Raw genomic sequence first — 20,981 nt, forward strand, 5'->3', positions numbered from 1 at the left:
CACGTCCCGCCCACGCCCGCCCCGGGCCCGGCGGGTCTCCCGCCGCGCCGACGGCGGCCCGCCGACCTACGATCGCTGCATGCCGCGGTACGCCCGAACGGAGCGCGAGGCGCTCGCCGACCTGATGCTGGAAGTGGGCCCGGACGCCCCCACGATCAACGAGGGGTGGACCGCCCGGGACCTCGCCGCCCACCTGGTGGTGCGGGAGCGCCGCCCCGACGCCGCCGGCGGCATCCTGTTGCCACCCCTGCACGGGTACGCCGAGCGGGTGCGGCTACGGGTGGCCGACCGCCCCTGGCCGGAACTGGTCGAACAGGTGCGCCGGCCACCGGTGTGGAGCCCGGTCAGCAATCCGCTGACCGACGAGCTGGCCAACACGATGGAGTTCTTCATCCACCACGAGGACGTCCGGCGGGCCCGCCCGGGTTGGCACCCCCGGGACGTCCCGGCGGGGCTGGCCGCCCGGCTGTGGAAGCCGGTGTCCCTGCTGACCCGGACCCGGGCCCGACGCTTCCCGGCGCACCTGCTGGTGCAGGCACCCGGCCACGGCGAGCTGACCACCGGCCGGGGCGGTGACCAGGTACGGCTGGTCGGTCCCCCCGGTGAGCTGGTGCTGTTCCTGTCCGGCCGGCAGCGGGTGGCCCGGGTCCAGCTCGACGGCCCCCCGGCGCTGACCGAACGGCTGCGCACGGCCGCGCTGGGGTTGTGAGCCCCGGCCCGGCGTCACCTCCCGCACGGTCGCCGCGCGGCGGGACCGTCGACGGGTTCCCGCTGCGGCGGACACCCTGCGCGGCCGGTTGATCACCTGACGCAGTGCAGCGCGTCGCTGTTCGCGGCAGGGGTGGAATCGGTCACCCCGACCCCTCCGGCAATGACTGGTGTCGATCTCTTTGCCGTACTCTCCGGCGACGCCGCTCGTGGGGGGTGGCCGACTGGGGACGCCATGCGAAGCTTCGACGTCTCGGCGCTGTGCGAGCCACCGTTCGTCAGCCGCCGGCACGTCGCCACCGACCGGGTGGCGGCGGAGAGCCTGGAGTGGGCCCGTCGGCACGGCCTGGTCGAGGTCGGACCGTCGACCTCCCGGCTGCACCGGGCCAGCGCGGCCGAACTGGCCGGACGGGCCTGCCCGCAGGCGTCGGTGACCCGGCTACGCCTGCTCACCGACCTGTTCTCCTGGCTGTTCGTGATGGACGACGTCTGCGACGACGACGGCCTGGGCAGCGCGCCGGCCACCCTCGCACCGACGGTCGCCGCGCTGCTGGACGTGCTGGACCGGCACGGCGGGTCGCCCGGCACGGGGGTGGCGGCCGGCGCGACGGCGGTCGCCGACCCGGGCGGACCGGTCGCCGACGGTCTCCCCGGCGCCGCGTTCGCCATCGCCGGCCAGCTCGTCGACGAGGACCTGATCGCGGGGACCGGACGGGACGCGCCGGCCGGGGCGCTGGGCACGGCGCTCGCCGACCTGTGCCGGCGGGTGCTCGACCAGCGCCGTCCCACCCTGCTGCTGCGGCTGGTCAGCCAGCTACGGGAGTACCTGCTGGCGCTGCTGTGGGAGGCGGCGAACCGGGAACACCGGCGGGTCCCCGGGGTCGCCGAGTACCGCCAGATGCGCCGGCACACCGGCGGCGTACGCCCCAGTCTCACCCTCACCGACCTGGCGTACGGCGGGCTGCCCCACTCGGCCCGGCGGGTCGATCCGGCGCTGGTCGCGTTGGACGACCTCGCCGTCGACCTGGTCTGCTGGTGCAACGACCTGTTCTCCTACCGTAAGGAGCGGGACGCGGCGGCCGACCCGCACAACCTGGTGACGGTCCTCGCCGCGCAGCACGGGCGGGGCGAGGCGGCAGCGTTCCAACTGGCCGCCGGCTGGTTCAACGACGGGCTGGCCGGCTACCTGGTGCGGGAGGCGACGCTGGTCGCGCACGCCGGGCCCGCGGTGACGCCCTATCTGGCGGCCCGCCGCGCCTGGCTGCGCGCCACCTACGACTGGTCGATGCGGGCGGACCGGTACGCCGGGCCGGCCGACGTGCCCGACGGGACTCAGCCGCCTCACAGGTTGGAGGGCTAGCCGATGCCCGGGTGCAGGCAATACCCTTCGGTAACCGCAGAGCGACGTGACCCCCGTCACGTCACCCACCCCCGAAGGCGGCAACCTCGATGGCTCTCGATGTCCCATACCGTTCCATCCCCGACATGTTCCGCAAGCGGGTGGCCGCCACCCCCGACCAACGCGCCTTCGCCCACCCGGCGGCGGACGACTCGGGGCCGGTCTGGTTGACCTGGGAGCAGGTCGGCCGGCGGGCCGACGCGGTCGCCGCCGGCCTGCACGGGCTCGGGGTCGGGCTGGAGGACCCGGTGGCGATCCTGGCCAACACCCGACTGGACTGGATCATCGCCGACTTCGGCATCATGTGCGCGGGCGGCGCGACCACCACCGTCTACCCCACCACCGAGCCGCAGGACGCGACGTACATCGTCGCCGACTCCGGCTCCCGGGTGCTGTTCGCCGAGAACCCGGCCCAGGCGGCGAAGCTGGCCGGCGCGCAGCTGCCCGCGCTGACCCACGTGGTGCTCTTCGACGGCACCCCCGACCCGACCGCCGCCGTGCCCCAGCTGACCCTGGCCGAGCTGGAGGAGCAGGGCGCGCGGGCGCTCGCCGCCGACCCGGGCCTGGTGGACCGGCTGATCGCCCCGGTCGGCCCCGAGCACGTGGCCACGCTGATCTACACCTCGGGCACCACCGGCCGGCCGAAGGGGGTCGAGCTGCTGCACGGTGGCTGGTGCTGGGAGGGGGTGGTGCAGGCCGAGACGGGCCTGCTGCGCGACGACGACGTGCAGTACCTGTGGTTGCCGCTGTCGCACTCGTTCGGCAAGACGCTGCTCTGCGGCTCGACGCACGTCGGCCTGCCCACCTACGTCGACGGCCGGGTGGACAAGCTCGTCGACATGCTCGGGGTGATCCGGCCGACGCTGATGTGCGGGGCACCCCGGGTCTACGAGAAGGTCTACAACAAGGCGGTCACCACCGCGCAGGACGCCGGGGGCGCCAAGGCGAAGATCTTCGCCTGGGGGGTCGCGGTGGGCAAGCAGAAGGTCGCCCTGGAGCAGGCCGGCCGGCCGGTGCCCGGTGGCCTGAAGCTGCGTTACGCGGTGGCCGAGAAGCTGGTGTTCAGCAAGCTCCAGGCCCGCCTCGGCGGCCGGATCAGGGTGCTCGTCTCGGGCGCGGCCCCGCTGAGCGCCGAGATCGCCACCTTCTTCGCCGCGGCCAACCTGCCCATCTCCGAGGGGTACGGCCTGACCGAGACCAGCGCCGGCAACTTCGTCAACCCGCCCGACGGGCTGCGGATCGGCACGGTCGGCCGGGCGATGGGCGACCTGGAGTGCCGGATCGACACCGACGGGGAGATCCTCGTACGCGGCCGGCCGGTGATGCGCGGCTACCACAACCTGCCCGAGGAGACGGCCGCCGCGTTCACCGAGGACGGCTTCTTCCGTACCGGTGACATCGGCAGCCTCGACGACGACGGCTACCTGCGCATCACCGACCGGAAGAAGGACCTGGTCAAGACCTCCGGCGGCAAGTACGTCGCGCCGTCGCACATCGAGGGCATGTTCAAGGCGATCTGCCCGTACACCTCGCAGGCGATCGTGATCGGCCAGGCCCGCAACTACTGCACCATGCTGGTCAGCCTGGACCCGGACGCGATCCGGGGCTGGGCGGCGGGCGGCCCGCTTCAGGGGCGCGACTACGCCGAGATCGTCGCCTCGCCCGAGGCCCGCGCCATGGTCGAGGAGCACGTCGCCCAGCTCAACACCAAGCTCAACCGCTGGGAGACGATCAAGAAGGTGACCGTCCTGCCCCGCGACCTGACCATCGAGGACGGCGAGATGACCCCCTCGCTGAAGATCAAGCGACGCGGGGTGGAGAGCAACTTCGCCGCCGAGATCGACCGGATGTACGAGGGCAGCCTGGCCGAGATCTGACCCCCGCCGACCGGCCGGTGTCCGTGTCCCCCCGTCCCGGGACACGGCCGCCGGCCGGTCACAGGTGGTCGTGCCGCCACCGGCTCTGCGCCTCCTCGACGGCCTCCTCCTGTGCCAGGGCCAGCTCGCGCACCCGTCGCCGACGCCGGCCCTGGGTGCGGGTCTGCACCGCGGCCAGCGCCACGCAGACCAGCGCCAGCAGGGCCAGCGCACCCACCTCGGGCACCCGGGCCCCGGCCGGGGCGAGCACCGCCAGGGCCAGCACCGCCAGCACCGGCGGCCAGCGCAGCACCCGGGTCGCCCGCAGCTCGCAGGCGACGAGGCTGAGCAGGTAGAGGCCCACCCCGCCGTAGAGCACCAGGACCCAGAAGCCACCCAACGGCAGCCCCCAGTGCGGGGTGTCCGGGTCGGCCACCTCGGCCAGCAGGTCCTTGAGGCCGAGGGCGAAGAAGATCACGCCGGCGATGATCGGCAGGTGCAGGTAGGTGTAGGCGTCGCGGGCCAACCGGGCCCGGCGCACCGGGTCGCGGCTGCGGTGCAACGCCTGCTCCAGGGCGAGCGCCAGGGTGTCGAAGTAGGCCCACCACAGCACCGACGCGATGGCAATGCCGAGCACCGCGGCGATCACCACCGGCCAGGTCAGCGGCAGGCCGGTGACGAACTTCGGGCCGACACCGAGCGCGATGATCGACTCGCCGAGCGCGATCAGCACCATCAGGGCGTGCCGTTCGGCCCAGTGCCCGGCGGAGAGCACCGCCCAGTAGGCTCCGCCGAGGCGTACCCCGGCCACGTACTCCAGGAGCAGGGCCAGCGTCCAGAGGGTGAGTTGCAGGGCGGTCGCGGTGCCGTCCGCGGCGACCCGGTGGGGCAGCAGCGCGGAGGCGACCAGCAGCGCCGTGGCGGCCACCGGCAGCAGCGCGAGCCGGGTCCACTGCCGCCACCGGGCCGGGTCGCCCCGGGCCAGCACCCCGAATACCCCCAGCTGGCAGGCCCGGACGAGGAAGTAGCAGCCGGCGAAGACCAGTGGGCCGTTCAGCCCGCCCGGCTCGTCGACGAACGCCCCCGGCATGCTCAGCGCCAGCAGGAAGGTGGCGGTGACGGTGAGGAAGCCGAGCAGCGGCAGCGGCCCCTGGTCGGCGCGGACCGCGTTGCCCAGGCCGGCGAACCCGGTCCAGCACCACCACAGCAGGCCCAGCACCAGCAGACAGCGCAGCAGGTTGGTGCCGGTGGGCTCCTGCGAGGTCAGCGCGGTGACGGTGAAGAACGCGAAGACGAAGACCAGGTCGTAGAAGAGTTCCAGCCGGGTGGTCCGGGAGCCGGGCGCACCGGGCCGGACCCCGTGCCACCATCCCGGGCCGCCCACACCGGCAGTCTCCCAGCCGGGACCGCCCGGTCAGGGCGGTTCGCCCCGACCGGCGACGCGGCCGTGGGCGACGGGCCGCCCGGCGCTGCGGGGCCCGCCCGAGCGGGGCGGGACCGTCGCGGCCCGACCGGGGACCGTCGCGGGCGACCGGCTCAGGCGATGACTGCCGGTTCCCGCCAGCGCGGCCGGCCCGCACCACGGTCGAGGTCGTAGCGGATCGCGGCCAGCCGGCCGACCGCCTCCACCAGGTCGGCGACGGGCAGCGTGAAGGGCAGCCGCAGGAACCGTTCCAGGGTGCCGTCCAGGCCGAACCGGGGACCGGGCGCCAGCCGTACGCCGACCTCCTCGGCCGCGCGGGCCAGCGCGCTGGAGATCGGGCCGTCCAGCTCGACCCAGAGCGTGACGCCGCCCCGGGGCACGTCGAAGCGCCAGTCCGGCAGCCGTTCGGCGAGCACGGCGAGCAGCGCGTCGCGCTGGGTGACCAGTTGTGCCCGGCGGGCCGCGACGATGGCCGGGGCCTGGGCGAGCAGGTGCACCGCCACCAGTTGGTCGAGCACCGGGCTGGCCATGTCCACCCCGACCCGGGCGGCGGCGAGCCGCTGCACCTGCGGGGCGGAGGCGCGGACCCAGCCGATCCGCAGCCCACCCCAGTACGGCTTGCTCATCCCGCCGATGGAGATCACCCGGGAGTGCCTGTCGAACACGGCCATCGGCGGGGGCAGCGGCGTGCCGTCCAGCGGCAGGTCCACGAAGGACTCGTCGACGACCAGGTCGGTGCCGGCGGCGTGGGCGGTGGCGACCAGCCGTTCCCGCAGCTCGGCGGCCATCAGGTGCCCGGTCGGGTTGTGGAACTCGGGGATCAGGTAGGCCAGTTTGGGCCGGGTCTGCCGGACGCTGCCCAGCAGCAGGTCGGCATCCCACCCGATCCCGTCGACGGCGAGGCCGTGGGTGGTGATCCGGGCCCGCCGGGCGGCCAGCGCGGCGAGCGCGTTCGGATAGGTGGGCGATTCGACCAGGACGTTCCCGCCGGGCACCAGGGCCAGCCGCAGCACCAGGTCCAACGCGTGCTGGGTGCCGCTGGTCACCATGATCTGCTCGGCGCTGGTGGGCAGCCCCCGCTCGGTGTACGTCCGGGCGACCGCCTCGCGCAGTTCGATGATGCCGGTGGGGTGGTAACCCGCGCCGGACAGGTACCGGGGCAGGTCCTCCACGGCGGCCCGGGCGGCCGGGACCAGTTCGGGCGGGGCGGCCAGCGCGGCCACCCCGAGATCGATCATGTCGCGGTCGTCCAGCGGGGTCCACAGGCCGGTGCTGGCGACCCGGTGGGTGCCGGGCAGCATGGTCCAGCTCCCCGCGCCGCGCCGGCTGGCCAGGTGGCCGGTCTCCCGCAACTGCCGGTACGCGGCGGTGACCGTGGTACGGCTGATCCGCAGCGCCTCGGCCAGCTCCCGTTCGGCCGGGAGGCGTACCCCCAGGGGGAGCCGGCCGTCGGCGAGCAGTCCCCGGACGGCGGCGGCGAGCGCGGCGTAGTCGGGGCTGCGGCGTCGACCGGGCAGGGCGTGCCACTGCCCGAGCAACCGCGCCAATTGGACCCCTCGCACCTGGCTGGTCACGGCCACCCCTTCGGAATTGGCTCTTCAGTGGGCGATATTGGACCCTAGGGTGGCATGCATGGCTCCGATTGGCAATCTCCGGCACCGGCCCGGCCGACGGCTCACCCAGCTCTACGCCGGGCTGGTCCTCTACGGGGTCAGCATGGCCATGATGATCCGTTCCGGGCTCGGCCTGGACCCGTGGGACGTCTTCCACCAGGGGTTGTCCCGGCAGACCGGCCTGTCGTTCGGCACCGTGACCATCGCGGTCGGCGCGGTGGTGCTGCTGCTCTGGATTCCGCTGCGGCAACGCCCCGGGCTCGGCACGGTGAGCAACGTGGTGGTGATCGGGCTGGTGGTCGACGCCACGGTGGCCCTGCTGCCGGCCGGGTGGCCGCTGCCCGCCCGGATCGCCCTGCTGCTCGGCGGCATCGTCGCCAACGGCGCCGCCACCGGCCTCTACCTCGGCGCCCGGCTCGGCCCCGGCCCCCGCGACGGCCTGATGACCGGGTACGTCGCCCGCCGGCCGGGCCGCTCGGTCCGGCTCGTCCGCACCGTGATCGAGGTCACCGTGCTGGCCCTGGGATGGCTGCTCGGCGGCACGGTCGGCGTCGGCACCGTCGCGTACGCGCTCGGCATCGGCCCGCTGGCCCAGTTCTTCATCCCCCGTTTCGCCCTCCCCGATCCGCCGGCGGCGACCCCCACCGCCCCGCGAACCGGCGCCCCGGCATCGGTGTCCACCCCGCCGCGCGGCGCTGCGTCCGGAACCGAGCACGCTGAGCTGCGCTGACAGGACAGGGGGAAAGTAGGTGTTTCCTCAACGGACACCTACGGGCATCATTCGTGCATGGGGGAGAACGCGTGGCGCTGGACGGACGCCTGGATCTTCGTGTCACTGGTGATCGCCAGCGGGGCCGGGCGGCACCGGCGGGCGGCGGATTCCCGCCGCCCGGAGGGGGTACGGCTCACCGACGTGCTGTCCACCGCCGACCACCTCAACCAGGCGATACCCGAACGGCAGGACGTGGAGACAGCGGTCCGGCGGCTGGTCGGCGCGGGGCTGGTCACCGTCTCCGACGGCTGGTTCCGGATCACCCCGGACGGTGAGCAGCTCTGGCGTACCCGGCCCCGGGCCGGGGTGGGTGGCACGGTCGACAGCATGCAGGGGGTGCTCGTCCGGCGGCACGCCCCGGGCAGCGCGGACTGGCAACTGGCCGAGGAGGAGCACGCCGCCGCCGTACAGGAGTACGTGGTCCGCTCGATCCCGGCCCCCCGCCGCTCGCCCGAGGGGCAGAGCGGGCGCTGACCGCCCGCCCGGGCGCGGGTCGGCGCACCCGGGGGTGGCCCGCACGGCCACAGGTCAGCGCACGGGGTGACCCGCGTCGCGCAGGGCGTCCTTGACCTCGCCGACGGTCAGCTCGCCGAAGTGGAAGACGCTGGCGGCCAGCACCGCATCGGCACCCGCGCCGATCGCGGGCGGGAAGTGCGCCACCCGGCCGGCGCCGCCGCTGGCGATCACCGGCACGTCGACCACCGCGCGGACCGCCTCGATCAGGGTCAGGTCGAAGCCGGCCTTGGTGCCGTCGGCGTCCATCGAGTTGAGCAGGATCTCCCCCGCGCCCAGCTCGGCCCCGCGCGCCGCCCACTCGACCGCGTCGAGCCCGGTGCCCCGGCGGCCCCCGTGGGTGGTCACCTCGAAACCGCTGGGGGTGGTCCCGGCGGGGGCCCGCCGGACGTCCAGCGAGAGCACCAGCACCTGCCGGCCGAACCGGTCGGCGATCTCGGCGATCAGCCCGGGACGGGCGATGGCGGCGGTGTTCACCCCCACCTTGTCGGCCCCGGCGCGCAGCAGGGTGTCCACGTCGGCGACCTGGCGTACCCCGCCGCCGACGGTGAGCGGGATGAAGACCGACTCGGCGGTGCGGCGCACCACGTCGAGCATGGTGCCCCGGTCGCTTGCGGAGGCGGTGACGTCCAGGAAGGTCAACTCGTCCGCGCCGGCCCGGTCGTACGCCGCCGCCAACTCCACCGGGTCACCGGCGTCGCGCAGGTCGAGGAAGTTGACCCCCTTGACCACCCGACCGGCGTCCACGTCCAGACACGGGATCACCCGCACCGCCACCGTCATGCGCCGAGCCTATCCAACGCCCCCACCCCGCCGGCCCCACCCCGCCCGGCCCTGCCCCGCCCGGCCCTGCCCCCGGTGATCAAGAGGTTTGCGTCAGTTCGATCTCGAAGGGTGACGCAAACCTCTTGATCACCGCTGTCGGCGAGGGGGGCGGGGGGTCAGATGCGGACGAGCATTTTGCCGAGGTTCTCGCCGCGCAGGAGGCCGAGGAACGCCTCGGGGGCGTTCTCGATGCCGTCGACGATCGTCTCGTCGTAGGAGAGCCGCCCCTCGCGCAGCCAGCCGCCGACCTCGGTGACGAACTGCTCGCGCAGGCCACCGTGGTCGCCGACCAGGAAGCCGCGCAGGGTGAGCCGCTTGCCGATGACCAGCGCCAGGTTGCGCGGCGCGGCCGGCGGCTCGGCCGCGTTGTACTGGGCGATCATCCCGCAGATGGCGGCCCGGCCGTGCAGGTTCATCGCCCCGATCGCCGCCTCCAGGTGCTCGCCGCCCACGTTGTCGAAGTAGACGTCGATCCCGTCCGGGGCGGCGGCCTTCAGCGCGTCGCGTACCGGGCCGTCGTGGTAGTCGAAGGCGGCGTCGAAGCCGAGCTCCGTCAACCGGGCCACCTTGGCCGGCGAGCCGGCGCTGCCGACCACCCGGCCGGCGCCCCGCAGCTTGGCGATCTGGCCGACCATGCTGCCCACCGCGCCGGCCGCGCCGGAGACGAAGACCGTCTCCCCCGGCCGCATCGCCGCCACGTCGAGCAGCCCGGCGTACGCGGTCAGCCCGGTCATCCCGAGCACGCTCAGGTAGGCGGTGACCGGGGCGAGGTCCGGGTCGACCCGGCGGGCGGACCCGGCGTCGAGCAGCGCGTACTCGCGCCAGCCGAGCCCGTGCAGCACGGTGTCGCCGACGCTGATCCCGTCGCCGCCGCCGGCCACCACCTCGCCGACCGCGCCGCCGTCGAGCGGCGCGTCGAGGGCGAACGGCGGCACGTAGGACTTGACGTCATTCATCCGGCCCCGCATGTACGGGTCGACCGAGATGAACTGGTTGCGGACCACGATCTGCCCCGGCCCGGGGGTGGGCACCCCGGTATCGACCAGGCGGAAGTTGTCGGCGGTCGGCCAGCCCTGCGGGCGGGAGGCCAGGTGGATCTCACGGTTGCTGCTCATACGGTGTCGTCCTCTCGTACCCGATGGTGGTGGCCCTGGTGCGGCGGTCAGGCCGCAGCGGCCTCGCGCACGGTGAGGGTCACCTCGATGTTGCCCCGGGTGGCGTTGGAGTAGGGGCAGACCTGGTGGGCGGCCTCGACGAGCTGCCCGGCGGCGGCGCGCTCGACGGCCGGCAGGTCCACCACCAGGGTGACGGCCAGTCCGAAGCCGCCGCTGCCGTTCGCGCCGATGCCGACCTCGGCCTCGACGACCGAGCCGGTGACGTCGGCCTTGGCCCGGCGGGCGACCACGCGCAGCGCGGAGTGGAAGCAGGCCGCGTAGCCGGCGGCGAAGAGCTGCTCGGGGTTGGCCGCGCCACCGGCGCCGCCCATCTCCTTCGGCACGGCCAGGTCCAGGTCGACGGTGGAGTCGGAGGTGCGGACGTGGCCGTCGCGCCCGTCGCCGGTGGCCGTCGCGGAGGCGGTGTAGAGCACCTGCATGGGGATCACTGCTCCTTCTGTCGGTGGATCGTCTCGGTGACCCGGGTGAGGGTGTCGCGCAACGCGACCAGCTCGGCTTCGTCGAGGCCGGTGGAACAGGCCACCCGCAGCGGCACGTCGGTCATCCGCTGGCGCAGGGCCGCGCCCTCGGCGGTCAGCCCCACCTCCACCCGTCGCTCGTCGTGCGCCGAACGGGTGCGGACCACCAGGCCCGCCGCCGCCAGCCGCTTGAGCAGCGGGGAGAGGGTGCCGGAGTCGAGCCGGAGCGCGGCGCCCAGCTCGGAGACCGTGGGCGGGTCGTCGCCGCGCTCCCAGAGCACCAGCAGCACCAGGTACTGCGGATAGGTGAGCCCGAACTCGTCGAGGATGGGCCGGTACACGTCGGTGAGCGCCCGGGAGGCCGCGTAGAGCGCGAAGCAGACCTGGTCGCGCAACACCAGATGGTCACTCACCCGGCAAAGGTAGCCCGCAATTCAATTGTGCACAACTTATCTGGGCCGGGAGTGACAGCCGTCTCCCGACCCGACCGACCGGCCGGGACCGGGCCGGCGGGCCGGGACCGGGCCGGCGGGCCGGATTGGGCCGGCGGGCCGGATTGGGCCGACCCGGCGCGCCGGTCAGGACGGCGGAAGATGCGCCTCCAACTCGATCTCAACCAGATGGTCCGGATCGAGCAGGCCCGCCACGACGACCATCGTGGCGGCCGGCCGGACCGCGCCGAAGACCGCCTGGTGCGCCCGGCCCACCTCGTCGACGAAGAGCCGGTCGGTCACGTACATCCGGGTCCGCACCACGTCGGTGGGACCCGCACCCACCTCGGCCAGCGCGGACAGGCCGATCCGCAACGCCTGGGCGGTCTGCGCCGCCGCGTCACCCACGTGCGTCACCACCCCGTCGACCGTCGACGTGCAGCCCGACGTCCAGGCCGAGCGGCCGGCCCGGACCACCCGGGAGTAGCCGTACCGGGCCTCCCACGGGCCGCCCGAGCCGAGCCGGGTGACGGTGCCGTCGTCCGGCCCGGCCGCGTCGGTCACCCCGCGGCCCGCAGCGTCGCCAACGCCTCGGCCACCGTGAACGCGCCCGCGTACAGCGCCTTGCCGGCGATCACACCCTCCACGCCGGCCTCCTCCAAAGTCGCCAGGGCCCGCAGGTCGTCCAGGGTCGACACGCCGCCCGAGGCGATCACCGGGGCGTCGGTACGGGCACACACCTCCCGCAGCAGGTCCAGGTTCGGCCCGCGCATCGTGCCGTCCTTGGTGATGTCGGTCACCACGTACCGGGACGCGCCGGCGGCGTCCAGCCGGGCCAGCACCTCCCACAGGTCACCGCCGTCGCGGGTCCAGCCCCGCGCCGAGAGGGTACGACCCCGCACGTCCAGGCCGATCGCCACCCGGTCGCCGTACTCGGCGCAGATCCGGTCACACCACTGCGGGTCCTCCAACGCGGCGGTGCCGATGTTCACCCGCGCCGCCCCGGTGCCCAGCGCGGCGCGCAGCGACGCGTCGTCGCGGATGCCACCGGACAACTCCACCCGCACGTCCAGCTTGCCGACCACCTCGGCCAGCAGGGCGGCGTTGGAGCCCCGGCCGAACGCGGCGTCCAGGTCGACCAGGTGGATCCACTCCGCGCCGTCGTTCTGCCAGGCCAACGCCGCGTCGAGCGGGTCGCCGTAGGCGGTCTCGCTGCCGGCGGCGCCCTGCACCAGCCGGACGGCCTGGCCGTCGGCGACGTCCACGGCGGGCAACAGGGTCAGGCTCACGTTTCCTACTCCTCGTTCAGATCCGACGGTCCAGGGCGATCACCACGATCGCCGGCAGGACCAGAAGCAACAGCACGACCAGCGCCACCCGCAGCGCGAGATCGTCGACGAACACCCAGATCAGCGCCAGCGCCGCCGCGGTCAGCCCGACGATGGCGGCCCGCTCGCCCCGGGTACGCCGGGCCAGCCGGCCCGTCCGGCCGCGCCGCCACTGCGGGGTGACCCGGCGGACCAGGGCGCGGCGGCGCTGCCGACGGGCCAGCTTGCGCTGTCGTACGACCCGGTCGCGGGCGGCCTGCGCCTCCCGGACGGCCCGCCGACGGGCCCGCTCCTTGCTCACCGCGCACCCGACCCGGTCCGGCCGGACGCGCCGCCCCGGATCTCAGTCAACCGTGGCCAGCCAGTTGCGCAGCAGCACCGCACCCGTCTCGGCCGACTTCTCCGGGTGGAACTGGGCGGCCGACAGCGGACCCCACTCCACCGCCGCGACGAAGTCGCCGCCGTGGCGGGCGGTGGTCACCCGGGCGCCCACCTCGTCCAGCGCCGCCCGGTCGAGCACCCCGTAGGAGTGCACGAAATAGAACCGGCTCTCGGCGGGCAGCCCGGCGAACAGCACCGACCCGTCCGGCGGGGCGACGGTGTTCCAGCCCATGTGCGGCAGCCGGTCGGCGGGCAGCCGGGTCACCCCACCCGGCAGCAGACCCAGCCCCTTGGTCACCACGCCGTGCTCGTCGCCGTGCGCGAAGAGCACCTGCATGCCGACGCAGATGCCGAGCACCGGGCGACCGGCGGCGACCCGTTCGGCGATCACCGGGCCGGCGCCCAGCGCCTCGATCCCGGCCATGCAGGCCGCGTACGCGCCGACACCCGGCACCACCAGGCCGTCGGCCCCGGCGGCGGCGGTCAGGTCGGCGGTGACGGTCACGTCCGCCCCGGCGTGGGCCAGCGCCCGCTCGGCCGAACGCAGGTTGCCCGAGCCGTAGTCGAGCACCACGATCCGCTTGCCCGCGCCGGCGACGTGCCCGCCCATCAGCCCTCCCCGGGTAGCAGCCAGAGCACCCCGCCGACGGTGGCCAGCACGGCGAGCAGCCCGGTGACCACGATCGCACCGCGCGGCGCGTCCTGCCGGTACAACGACCAGGCCCCACCGACCAGGATGCCGGCGAGGATCAGCAGCAGGGTCGGCAGCACCGGGCCCATCAGCGCCGCCCTCCGCCCCGGGCCGGGCCGCTCACAGCGCGCCCTTGGTGCTGGGCACCACACCGGCGCTGCGCGGGTCGAGCGCGGTGGCCTCCCGCAGCGCCCGGGAGACCGCCTTGAACTGGGCCTCCACCACGTGGTGCGCGTCCGGGTGGCCGCCCGGCCGGGCCGAGCGCAGCACGTCCACGTGCAGGGTGACCCGGGCCGCCTGGCCGAAGGACTCCCAGATGTGCCGGGTCATGCTGGTCGGGTAGACCGGCCCGATGTACGGCGACAGCGCCGGCTCGTCGTGCACCACGTACGGGCGGCCGGACAGGTCGACGGCGGCCCGGACGAGCACCTCGTCCATCGGGACGGTGGCCGAGCCGTACCGCCGGATGCCGGCCTTGTCCCCCAGCGCCTGGTCGAACGCGGCGCCCAGGGCCAGCGCGGTGTCCTCCATCGTGTGGTGGGCGTCGATCTCCAGGTCACCGACGGTGCGCACGGTCAGGTCGAAGCCGCCGTGCCGGGCGATCTGGTGGAGCATGTGGTCGTAGAAACCGACCCCGGTGCTGATCTCGGCCCGGCCGGTGCCGTCGAGGTCGATCTCGACGAGGACCTTGGTCTCCTTGGTGATCCGCTCCACCCGGGCGGTGCGACTCATGACAGTTTCTCCATCGCGGTGAGGAAGGCGTCGGTCTCGGCGGGGGTGCCGGCGGTGACCCGCAGCCAGCCGGGCAGGCCCACGTCGCGCACCAGCACCCCGGCGTCGAGCAGGGTCCGCCAGGCCGCCGACTGGTCGTCGCCGACGGCGAACAGCACGAAGTTGGCGTCGCTGTCGGCCACCCGGTGCCCCCGGGCCCGCAGGGTCGTCACGATCCGGTCCCGCTGTTCCTTGATCGCGTCGACGGTGCCGAGCAGGACGTCGCGGTGGGCCAGCGCCGCGCGGGCGGCGGCCTGGGTGAGCGCCGAGAGGTGGTAGGGCAGCCGGACGAGCTGCACCGCCGCCACCACCGCCGGGTCGGCGGCCAGGTAGCCCAGCCGGCCGCCGGCGAAGCCGAACGCCTTGCTCATCGTCCGGGTCACCACCAGCCGCGGGTGCCCGGGGAGCAGGGTCAGGGCGCTGGCCGTGCCGGGCCGGGCGAACTCGGCGTACGCCTCGTCGAGGACCACCATGCCGGGGGCGACGTCGAGGACGGCGGCGACCACCGCCGGGTCGAGCGCGGTGCCGGTCGGGTTGTTCGGCGAGCAGAGGAAGACCACGTCGGGGCGGTGCGCCCGGACCTCGGCGACCGCCTCGTCGGCGGTCAGCCCGAAATCCACCCCCCGCTGCGCCGGCACCCACCGGGTGCCGGTGCCCAGGGCCAGCAACGGGTGCATCGAGTACGCCGGCACGAAGCCCAACGCGCTGCGTCCCGGCCCGCCGAACGCCTGGAGCAGCTGCTGCTGGATCTCGTTGGAGCCGTTGGCCGCCCACACCTGGTCGGCGGTGATCCCGTGCCCCAGGTAGCCGGCCAGGTCGGCGCGCAGCGCCAGCGCCTCGCGGTCCGGGTAGCGGTTGAGGTCGCGCAGCTCGGCGGCGAGCGCCTTGCCGATCGCCTCCACCACCGGCTCGGGCACGGGGTAGGAGTTCTCGTTGGTGTTCAACCGGACCGCCACGTCGAGCTGCGGCGCCCCGTACGGCGACCGGCCCCGCAGGTCGTCGCGGATCGGCAGGTCGTCCAGGGTGGTCACGACGCCTCCCCGGCGAACCGCACCGCGACCGCCTGCCCGTGCGCCGGCAGGTCCTCCACGGTGGCCAGGGTCACCACGTGCGGCGCGACGTCCCGCAGCGCCTCGCGGGTGTACTCCACCAGGTGCACCCCGCGCAGGAAGGACTGCACGGACAGCCCCGACGAGTGCCGGGCGCAGCCCCCGGTGGGCAGCACGTGGTTGGAGCCGGCGCAGTAGTCGCCGAGCGACACCGGCGCCCACGGCCCCACGAAGATCGCCCCGGCGTTGCGGACCCGCAGCGCCCAGTCGCGGGCGTCGCGGGTCTGGATCTCCAGGTGCTCGGCGGCGTACGCGTCGACCACCCGCAGCCCGTCGGCCAGGTCGTCGACCAGCACGACGCCGCTCTGCTCCCCGCCGAGCGCGGTGCCGACCCGCTCGGCGTGCTTGGTCGCCGGCACCTGCCGGGCCAGCTCCCGGTCGACCGCGTCGGCCAGCTCGACCGACGGGGTGACCAGCACGCTGGCCGCCAACGGGTCGTGCTCGGCCTGGCTGATCAGGTCGGCGGCGACGTGCGCCGGGTCGGCGGTGTCGTCGGCCAGGACGGCGATCTCGGTCGGGCCGGCCTCGGCGTCGATGCCGACCACGCCGCGCAGCAGCCGCTTGGCGGCGGTCACCCAGATGTTGCCCGGCCCGGTGATCATGTCGACCGGCGCGCAGCGCCGGGTGCCCGCGGCGTCGACGGTCGACCCGTACGCCAGCATGGCGACGGCCTGGGCGCCGCCGACGGCGTACACCTCGTCGACGCCGAGCAGCGCGCAGGCGGCCAGCACCCGGGCATCGGGAAGGCCGCCGTTGTCCTGCTGCGGCGGGCTGACCACCACCAGCGAACGGACCCCGGCCGCCTGGGCCGGCACCACGTTCATCACCACGGTCGACGGGTACATCGCCAGCCCGCCGGGGACGTAGAGGCCGACCCGGTCGACCGGCACCCAGCGCTCGGTGACCGTGCCGCCCGGCACGACCTGGGTGGTGTGGTCGGTGCGCCGCTGGTCGTCGTGCACCCGGCGGGCGCGGGCGATCGACTCCAGCAGCGCGGCCCGCACGTCGGGGTCGAGCACCCCCTCGGCCTCGGCGATCGCCTCGGTCGGGACCCGCAGCACCGGCGGGCAGACGCCGTCGAACCGCTCGCTGGCCTCCCGGATCGCCGGGTACCCGTGGTCCCGGACCGCCTCGACGAGCGGGCGGATCCGCTCGACCGCCACGGAGACGTCGAGCTGGGCACGGGGCAGCAGGCGACGCGGGTCGGAAACCCCGCCGCGCAGGTCGATCCGTTTCAACACGCCCCCGAGTCTAGGCGGCGGCCCGGAGGGCGACCCGCGCCGCCCGTACCGCGGGACGGTGAGCCGGGACACGCCGACCGCGCCGGATCGGGCTACGCTCGGACGCGTGACCGCACGGCTGCCGGTGTTTCCCCTCGCAACGGTGCTCTTCCCGGGTCTGGTGCTGCCGTTGCACATCTTCGAGGAGCGGTACCGCCACCTGGTGCGGGACCTGGTCGGGCGACCCGAGGGGGTGCCCCGCGAGTTCGGTGTGCTGGCCATCCGCTCCGGCTGGGAGGTCGCCCCGGGCGCGGGCCGGGCCACCCCGGGCGGCGGCGACGTGACCCTGCACGAGGTCGGCTGCACCGCCGAGCTGCGTCAGGTCACCGAGCTGGACGACGGTGGCTTCGACATCGTCACGGTGGGCCGGCGGCGGTTCCGGGTCGCCGGGGTCGACCGGGAGGCCGCCCCCTACCTGACCGCCGACGTCGAGTGGCTGCCCGAGCCGACCGGCCCGGACGAGGCCGCCGAGCTGCTGGCGGCCCGGGTGATCGCGGTGTTCCGGCAGTACCTGGGCCTGATCCGGGACGACCCGCAGGAGCTGTCCGAGCAGCTCCCGGAGGACCCGACGGTGCTGTCGCACCTGGTGGCGGCCACCGCCGTGCTGACCCTGGCCGACCGGCAACGGCTGCTCGCCATCGACGACACCGCCGCCCGGCTCCGCGCCGAGCTGCGGCTGCTCAACCGCGAGTCGGCCCTGCTGCGCCAGGTGCGGGCGGTTCCGGTGCCGCTGTCGGAGCTGGCGTCCCCGCCGACCCCCAACTGACCCCGCCGGCCCCGCCGACGGCACCGGGGGCGTCCGGCCAGCCGGGTCCGCCGGGCTCCGGCTCCGGGCGCAGCGACGGCCACCGCGACCAGCCGGCCAGCAGGGTGTACGTGACGGCGGCGGCGAACGCGGCCAGCAGCAGGTTGCCGTACGGCACGGGCAGCACGCCGAAGAGCCGGTCGATGCCCCCGGCCCGCAGGTCGGCCGGCTTGTCGAAGGACGTACCGGCGGGGGCTGTGTCGAGCAGCCGCTGGTAGCCGTCCAGCCCGATCCGGCGGCCCACCTGCCAGGCGACCAGGGCGGTGCCGAGCGCGCCGACGGTCACCGCGACCAGGTTCACCGGCCCGCGTCGGCGGCGCAGCAGCGTCCACACCGCGATCGCGGCGAGCACCCCGAAACCGAGCCCGAGCAGGCTGAACCAGCCGTCGGCGGCGATCGGCTGCTCCGGCTGGGGTTGGGCGTAGACGGCGCCCTCGGCGGTCTTGAGCACCGGGGTGTCCGGGGCCAGCGCGGCCCAGAGCAACCCCAGCGGCACCCCCAGCCCGGTCAGGCCCAGCACCAGGCCGGCCGCCACCGCCCGGGTGTGCCGGGGTCGCGGCTCCCCCGGCTGCGTCGGCCAGCCGGACGGCGGCGGCCACGGCAGGTACGACCCGCCCGGGTCGTACCCCTGCCCGGCCGGTGGCCCGTCGGCGGGCAACCCGTCGGCCGGCGCACCGGTGGGGGCGGCGTGCGGGGTGGGCGCGGCGCCCGCCGGGGTGTCGGCGGGGCGGTGCGGATCGGGGGTGTCCGGGCTCACCCGATGATCCTCTCAGGCGGAGCGGTACGGCGGGGCGGCGGAGCCCGTACCACCCCTCACCGGGCGAACGGTTCCAGCATCACCGACGCGGCCCGCAGCCACGCGGCCCGGGTCTCCGCCTGGAGCTGGTGGTACTCGATCGAAGAGCCGGTCTCCAGCACCGGGTCGTACGGCACCACGGCGACGGCCCGGGTACGGGTGGCGAAGTGCCGCTCCAGGTCGTCCTGGAGGGTCGACCGGCCGGGGGTCGGGCAGGAGATCAGGGTGACCGCGTTGTCGGCCAGCTCGCCCATGCCCTCCTCGTGCAGCAGGTCGAGCATCCAGTCGGCGCTGAACGCGGCGTCCTCGCGGGGCACGGTGGTCACCACGAGCTGGTCGGCGGCGTGCATGACGGTCCGCCAGTTGGGGCTCTCCACGTTGTTGCCGGTGTCCACGCAGACCACGTCGTGGGTGCGGCGCAGCAGCTCCAGCACCCGCTTGACGGTGAACTGGTCGAGCCGCTGGGCGAACCGGGGGCTCTCCTCCCCGGCCAGCACGTCGTACGAGCCGTCGGAGGCGTGCCGCAGGTAGTCGTCGAGGGACTCCAGCAGCTCCGCGCCGTCCCGGATCTCGATGTGCGCCAGGTCGCTGATCAGGTGCCGGATCGTCCGGGCGTGCCGGGCGCTGCCGGCGCGCAGGCCGAGGGTGCCGCGCAGCTCGTTGTCGTCCCAGGCGAGCACCCCCCGGCCCCGGACGCTGCCGACGGTGGCGGCGGCGAGCACCGTGGCGGTGGTCTTGTGCACCCCGCCCTTGGGGTTGGCGAACGCGAGCACCCGGGGGGTGCCCAGGTCGCGGCGGAGGATGCCGGCGGCCCGCTCCTGCTCGTCCTGGGGGCCCTGCTGCCGCCACTCGATGCGGGCCGGCTCGATCCGGGCCGGGTAGCCCCGGTCGGCGGTCACCGCCGGCGGGTACGCCGCCGGCTCCGGCTGGTACGTCGGCTCGGGTTGGTACGTCGGCTCCGGCTGGTAGGTCGGCTCGGGCTGGTAGACCGGCTCCGGCTGGTACGTCGGCGTCGCCGGGTATCCGGGCTCGGGATACGCCGCCGGCTCGGGATACGCGGGTTGCGGCGGCTGGTACGTCGGCTCCGGGGGCGCGTAGCCGGGCGAGCGGTAGCCGTTGTCGAGCAGCGCGTACCGGGACTCGGGGGGCGGCGGCTCGGCCCGGTAGCCGCTGTCGAGCAGCGCGTAGCGGGACGGGACGACCGGCGGCTCCGGCGGCCGGGCCGGCTCCGGCAGGTAGCCGGGATCGGCCGGGTAGCCGCCGGGCGCACGGTAGCCGGGATCGGCCGGATAGCCCGGCTCGGCCCGGTAACCCTGGTCGACGGGATAGCCCGGGTCGGCCCGGTGGCCCGGGTCCACCCGGTAGCTGGCGCCGGCGCGGTAGCCCGGATCGGGGCCGTGACCGGGATCGGGTCGGTAGCCCGGGTCGGGCGGTGGCGGCACGGCGGCCGACCCCCGGCCGGACCAGCCGCCACCGGGCACCCGGCCGGGCAGCGGCTCCCGGGGCGCGTCCTCGCCACGGCGGTCCGGCTCCGCCGGTTCGGCGGCGCGTCCACCGAGGCGGGCGCGCTCGAAGAGCGTCCGCCATCGCGGTGCCGGTTCGGCCGACCGGCCCCAGCCGGTCTCGGTGCCGTCCAAGGCTCGCCCTCCCGCGCCGTCGATCTCCGCCTGACAGGCTACGAACGAAACCCTATTCGGACCACACCGGTCTGCACACATCTCCCGGGGACAATACTTACCGCGATCGGACGGGCGACGCACCGCGACGGGAGTCCGGGGAGGTGGGAGCGGGGTCGGCAGCGGCCGGCCCGGCCCCGCCCCGGTCGGCGACCGTACCGGGGCGATCACACCGGGTGCTCCTTCCGACGAATCGCCCATCGCCGTACCCGCCGCCGGGACCCGCCACCGGACGTCCGGGCCGGTCGACGGGACGTCCACCCGCTCCGGCGGGACGTCCCGGGCGGGTCCGGCAGCCGTCCTGCCCGGGTCCGCAGCCGTCCCGACCGGGCCGGCCGGCGGCCCCGGGTGCAGGGGTGTACCGGACCGGCGGCCCGGCCGGAGCGGGTCAGGCGGGCGACCTGGGTCCGGGCGGCGGGAGCGGTCAGGCGGGTGGTGGGGCGGTGTCGGCGGGGGCCGGGCCACGTCCCGCTGCTCCGGCAGCGGCGGCAGGAAGACCGTCCGGTCCAGCCGGGTCACCTCCGGGGCCGGGTCGACCGCGCGGACCCCGTCCCGCCCGGCCGTGGCGCGCAGGGCGGGCGGCTCGGCCCGGACCACCGCCGCGTAGACGCAGGCGCACGCCGACCGATAGCCGGCCGCCTCCCGCGCGGCGACCTGCGCCCCGGTCTCGTACCCCCGGCGGGTGGTCGGGTCGGTGCTGGCGGCGGCCCGGGTGCGCTGGTCGGCGGCCTCCCGGTCCTTGCGGTCGGCGAGGCCGGCCATGCCGGCGGTGACGTCCTGCGGCAGCAGTTGCGCCGGCAGCCGGACCACCTCGGTCTGCCGGGCGGGCAGCGGCACCCGGACCACCACCGCCGTGACCTCGACGCCGGCCAGCAGCGCCGGCAGCCGGTCCGGCGGGACGTACCCGTCGAAGCTCACCAGCGCGTACGCCCCGGCGGTCAGCCCGGCGAGTTCGGCCCCGGCGGCGGTGA

Annotated in this window: 22 protein-coding genes; 6 read left to right on the forward strand and 16 right to left on the reverse strand. The window is 75.2% G+C overall.

The genetic code is table 11. From position 1 onward, the window contains the following. Positions 1 to 79: 79 nt before the first annotated feature. From FJK98_RS23605 to FJK98_RS23615, 3 genes are all read left to right on the forward strand, one after another. Positions 80 to 709 (forward strand): TIGR03085 family metal-binding protein, encoded by a 630-nt coding sequence (locus FJK98_RS23605; RefSeq protein WP_145920954.1) that lies wholly within the window; start codon positions 80 to 82, stop codon positions 707 to 709. A 234-nt stretch (positions 710 to 943) separates the two neighbouring features. Continuing rightward, positions 944 to 2,068, forward strand: a complete 1,125-nt coding sequence (locus tag FJK98_RS23610) for a terpene synthase (protein WP_145920955.1) — start codon at positions 944 to 946, stop codon at positions 2,066 to 2,068. Positions 2,069 to 2,157: 89 nt separating this feature from the next. Further along, a complete protein-coding gene (locus FJK98_RS23615) occupies positions 2,158 to 3,984 on the forward strand; it encodes a long-chain fatty acid--CoA ligase (RefSeq protein WP_145920956.1) in 1,827 nt (608 codons plus the stop codon). 58 nt (positions 3,985 to 4,042) lie between these two features. On the opposite strand, the gene FJK98_RS23620 is transcribed toward FJK98_RS23615, so the two are convergent. Both FJK98_RS23620 and FJK98_RS23625 read right to left on the reverse strand, forming a co-directional pair. Further along, on the reverse strand, positions 4,043 to 5,347 hold the full coding sequence (locus FJK98_RS23620; RefSeq protein WP_145920957.1) for a low temperature requirement protein A: 1,305 nt from the start codon (positions 5,345 to 5,347) through the stop codon (positions 4,043 to 4,045). A 152-nt stretch (positions 5,348 to 5,499) separates the two neighbouring features. Continuing rightward, positions 5,500 to 6,960, reverse strand: coding sequence for a PLP-dependent aminotransferase family protein (locus FJK98_RS23625; RefSeq protein WP_145920958.1), 1,461 nt, complete (start codon positions 6,958 to 6,960; stop codon positions 5,500 to 5,502). A gap of 58 nt (positions 6,961 to 7,018) precedes the next feature. Between FJK98_RS23625 and FJK98_RS23630 the strand changes: the two genes are divergently transcribed. After that, positions 7,019 to 7,729 (forward strand): hypothetical protein, encoded by a 711-nt coding sequence (locus FJK98_RS23630; RefSeq protein ID WP_240762300.1) that lies wholly within the window; start codon positions 7,019 to 7,021, stop codon positions 7,727 to 7,729. A 57-nt stretch (positions 7,730 to 7,786) separates the two neighbouring features. Further along, positions 7,787 to 8,245, forward strand: coding sequence for a hypothetical protein (locus tag FJK98_RS23635; RefSeq protein ID WP_145920959.1), 459 nt, complete (start codon positions 7,787 to 7,789; stop codon positions 8,243 to 8,245). A gap of 54 nt (positions 8,246 to 8,299) precedes the next feature. On the opposite strand, the gene hisF is transcribed toward FJK98_RS23635, so the two are convergent. The 12 genes from hisF to hisD form a co-directional block, all read right to left on the reverse strand. Continuing rightward, positions 8,300 to 9,067 carry an imidazole glycerol phosphate synthase subunit HisF gene (gene hisF, locus FJK98_RS23640; protein WP_145920960.1) on the reverse strand — a complete coding sequence of 256 codons (768 nt, stop codon included), beginning with the start codon at positions 9,065 to 9,067 and terminating at the stop codon, positions 8,300 to 8,302. Positions 9,068 to 9,225: 158 nt separating this feature from the next. After that, on the reverse strand, positions 9,226 to 10,224 hold the full coding sequence (locus FJK98_RS23645; protein WP_145920961.1) for an NADP-dependent oxidoreductase: 999 nt from the start codon (positions 10,222 to 10,224) through the stop codon (positions 9,226 to 9,228). Between the two features lie 47 nt (positions 10,225 to 10,271). Next, positions 10,272 to 10,703: an organic hydroperoxide resistance protein gene (locus FJK98_RS23650; protein WP_145922955.1), complete on the reverse strand. Its 432-nt coding sequence runs from the start codon at positions 10,701 to 10,703 to the stop codon at positions 10,272 to 10,274. 5 nt (positions 10,704 to 10,708) lie between these two features. After that, positions 10,709 to 11,155, reverse strand: coding sequence for a MarR family winged helix-turn-helix transcriptional regulator (locus FJK98_RS23655; protein WP_145920962.1), 447 nt, complete (start codon positions 11,153 to 11,155; stop codon positions 10,709 to 10,711). A gap of 165 nt (positions 11,156 to 11,320) precedes the next feature. After that, on the reverse strand, positions 11,321 to 11,737 hold the full coding sequence (locus FJK98_RS23660) for a RidA family protein (RefSeq protein WP_145920963.1): 417 nt from the start codon (positions 11,735 to 11,737) through the stop codon (positions 11,321 to 11,323). After that, entirely contained in the window at positions 11,734 to 12,462 is a 729-nt protein-coding gene (gene priA / locus FJK98_RS23665; RefSeq protein WP_145920964.1) for a bifunctional 1-(5-phosphoribosyl)-5-((5-phosphoribosylamino)methylideneamino)imidazole-4-carboxamide isomerase/phosphoribosylanthranilate isomerase PriA, read from the reverse strand. The genes FJK98_RS23660 and priA overlap by 4 nt, the downstream gene beginning before the upstream one ends. A gap of 16 nt (positions 12,463 to 12,478) precedes the next feature. Further along, the gene (locus FJK98_RS23670; RefSeq protein WP_145920965.1) at positions 12,479 to 12,802 is read right to left on the reverse strand and encodes a hypothetical protein; all 324 of its coding nucleotides are present in this window, start codon (positions 12,800 to 12,802) and stop codon (positions 12,479 to 12,481) included. A 42-nt stretch (positions 12,803 to 12,844) separates the two neighbouring features. Then, entirely contained in the window at positions 12,845 to 13,492 is a 648-nt protein-coding gene (gene hisH, locus FJK98_RS23675; protein WP_145920966.1) for an imidazole glycerol phosphate synthase subunit HisH, read from the reverse strand. Beyond that, entirely contained in the window at positions 13,492 to 13,662 is a 171-nt protein-coding gene (locus FJK98_RS33350) for a hypothetical protein (protein ID WP_168222542.1), read from the reverse strand. The genes hisH and FJK98_RS33350 overlap by 1 nt, the downstream gene beginning before the upstream one ends. Before the next feature lie 31 nt (positions 13,663 to 13,693). Next, positions 13,694 to 14,305, reverse strand: a complete 612-nt coding sequence (hisB, locus tag FJK98_RS23680; protein ID WP_145920967.1) for an imidazoleglycerol-phosphate dehydratase HisB — start codon at positions 14,303 to 14,305, stop codon at positions 13,694 to 13,696. Next, on the reverse strand, positions 14,302 to 15,375 hold the full coding sequence (locus FJK98_RS23685; RefSeq protein WP_145920968.1) for a histidinol-phosphate transaminase: 1,074 nt from the start codon (positions 15,373 to 15,375) through the stop codon (positions 14,302 to 14,304). The genes hisB and FJK98_RS23685 overlap by 4 nt, the downstream gene beginning before the upstream one ends. Beyond that, on the reverse strand, positions 15,372 to 16,694 hold the full coding sequence (hisD, locus tag FJK98_RS23690; RefSeq protein ID WP_145920969.1) for a histidinol dehydrogenase: 1,323 nt from the start codon (positions 16,692 to 16,694) through the stop codon (positions 15,372 to 15,374). Before hisD ends, FJK98_RS23685 begins: the two co-directional genes overlap by 4 nt. Positions 16,695 to 16,800: 106 nt before the next feature. On the opposite strand from hisD, the gene FJK98_RS23695 reads away from it, so the two are divergent. Further along, positions 16,801 to 17,499, forward strand: coding sequence for an LON peptidase substrate-binding domain-containing protein (locus FJK98_RS23695; RefSeq protein ID WP_145920970.1), 699 nt, complete (start codon positions 16,801 to 16,803; stop codon positions 17,497 to 17,499). Here FJK98_RS23695 and FJK98_RS23700 read toward each other — a convergent pair. Both FJK98_RS23700 and FJK98_RS23705 read right to left on the reverse strand, forming a co-directional pair. Further along, positions 17,414 to 18,295: a DUF2567 domain-containing protein gene (locus FJK98_RS23700; protein WP_145920971.1), complete on the reverse strand. Its 882-nt coding sequence runs from the start codon at positions 18,293 to 18,295 to the stop codon at positions 17,414 to 17,416. The genes FJK98_RS23695 and FJK98_RS23700 overlap by 86 nt on opposite strands. Positions 18,296 to 18,351: 56 nt before the next feature. Further along, positions 18,352 to 19,971, reverse strand: a complete 1,620-nt coding sequence (locus FJK98_RS23705) for an AAA family ATPase (RefSeq protein WP_145922956.1) — start codon at positions 19,969 to 19,971, stop codon at positions 18,352 to 18,354. Positions 19,972 to 20,981 lie beyond the last annotated feature (1,010 nt).

This window comes from Micromonospora sp. HM134 (genome assembly GCF_007833915.1).
Taxonomy (GTDB): Bacteria; Actinomycetota; Actinomycetes; order Mycobacteriales; family Micromonosporaceae; genus Micromonospora; species Micromonospora wenchangensis.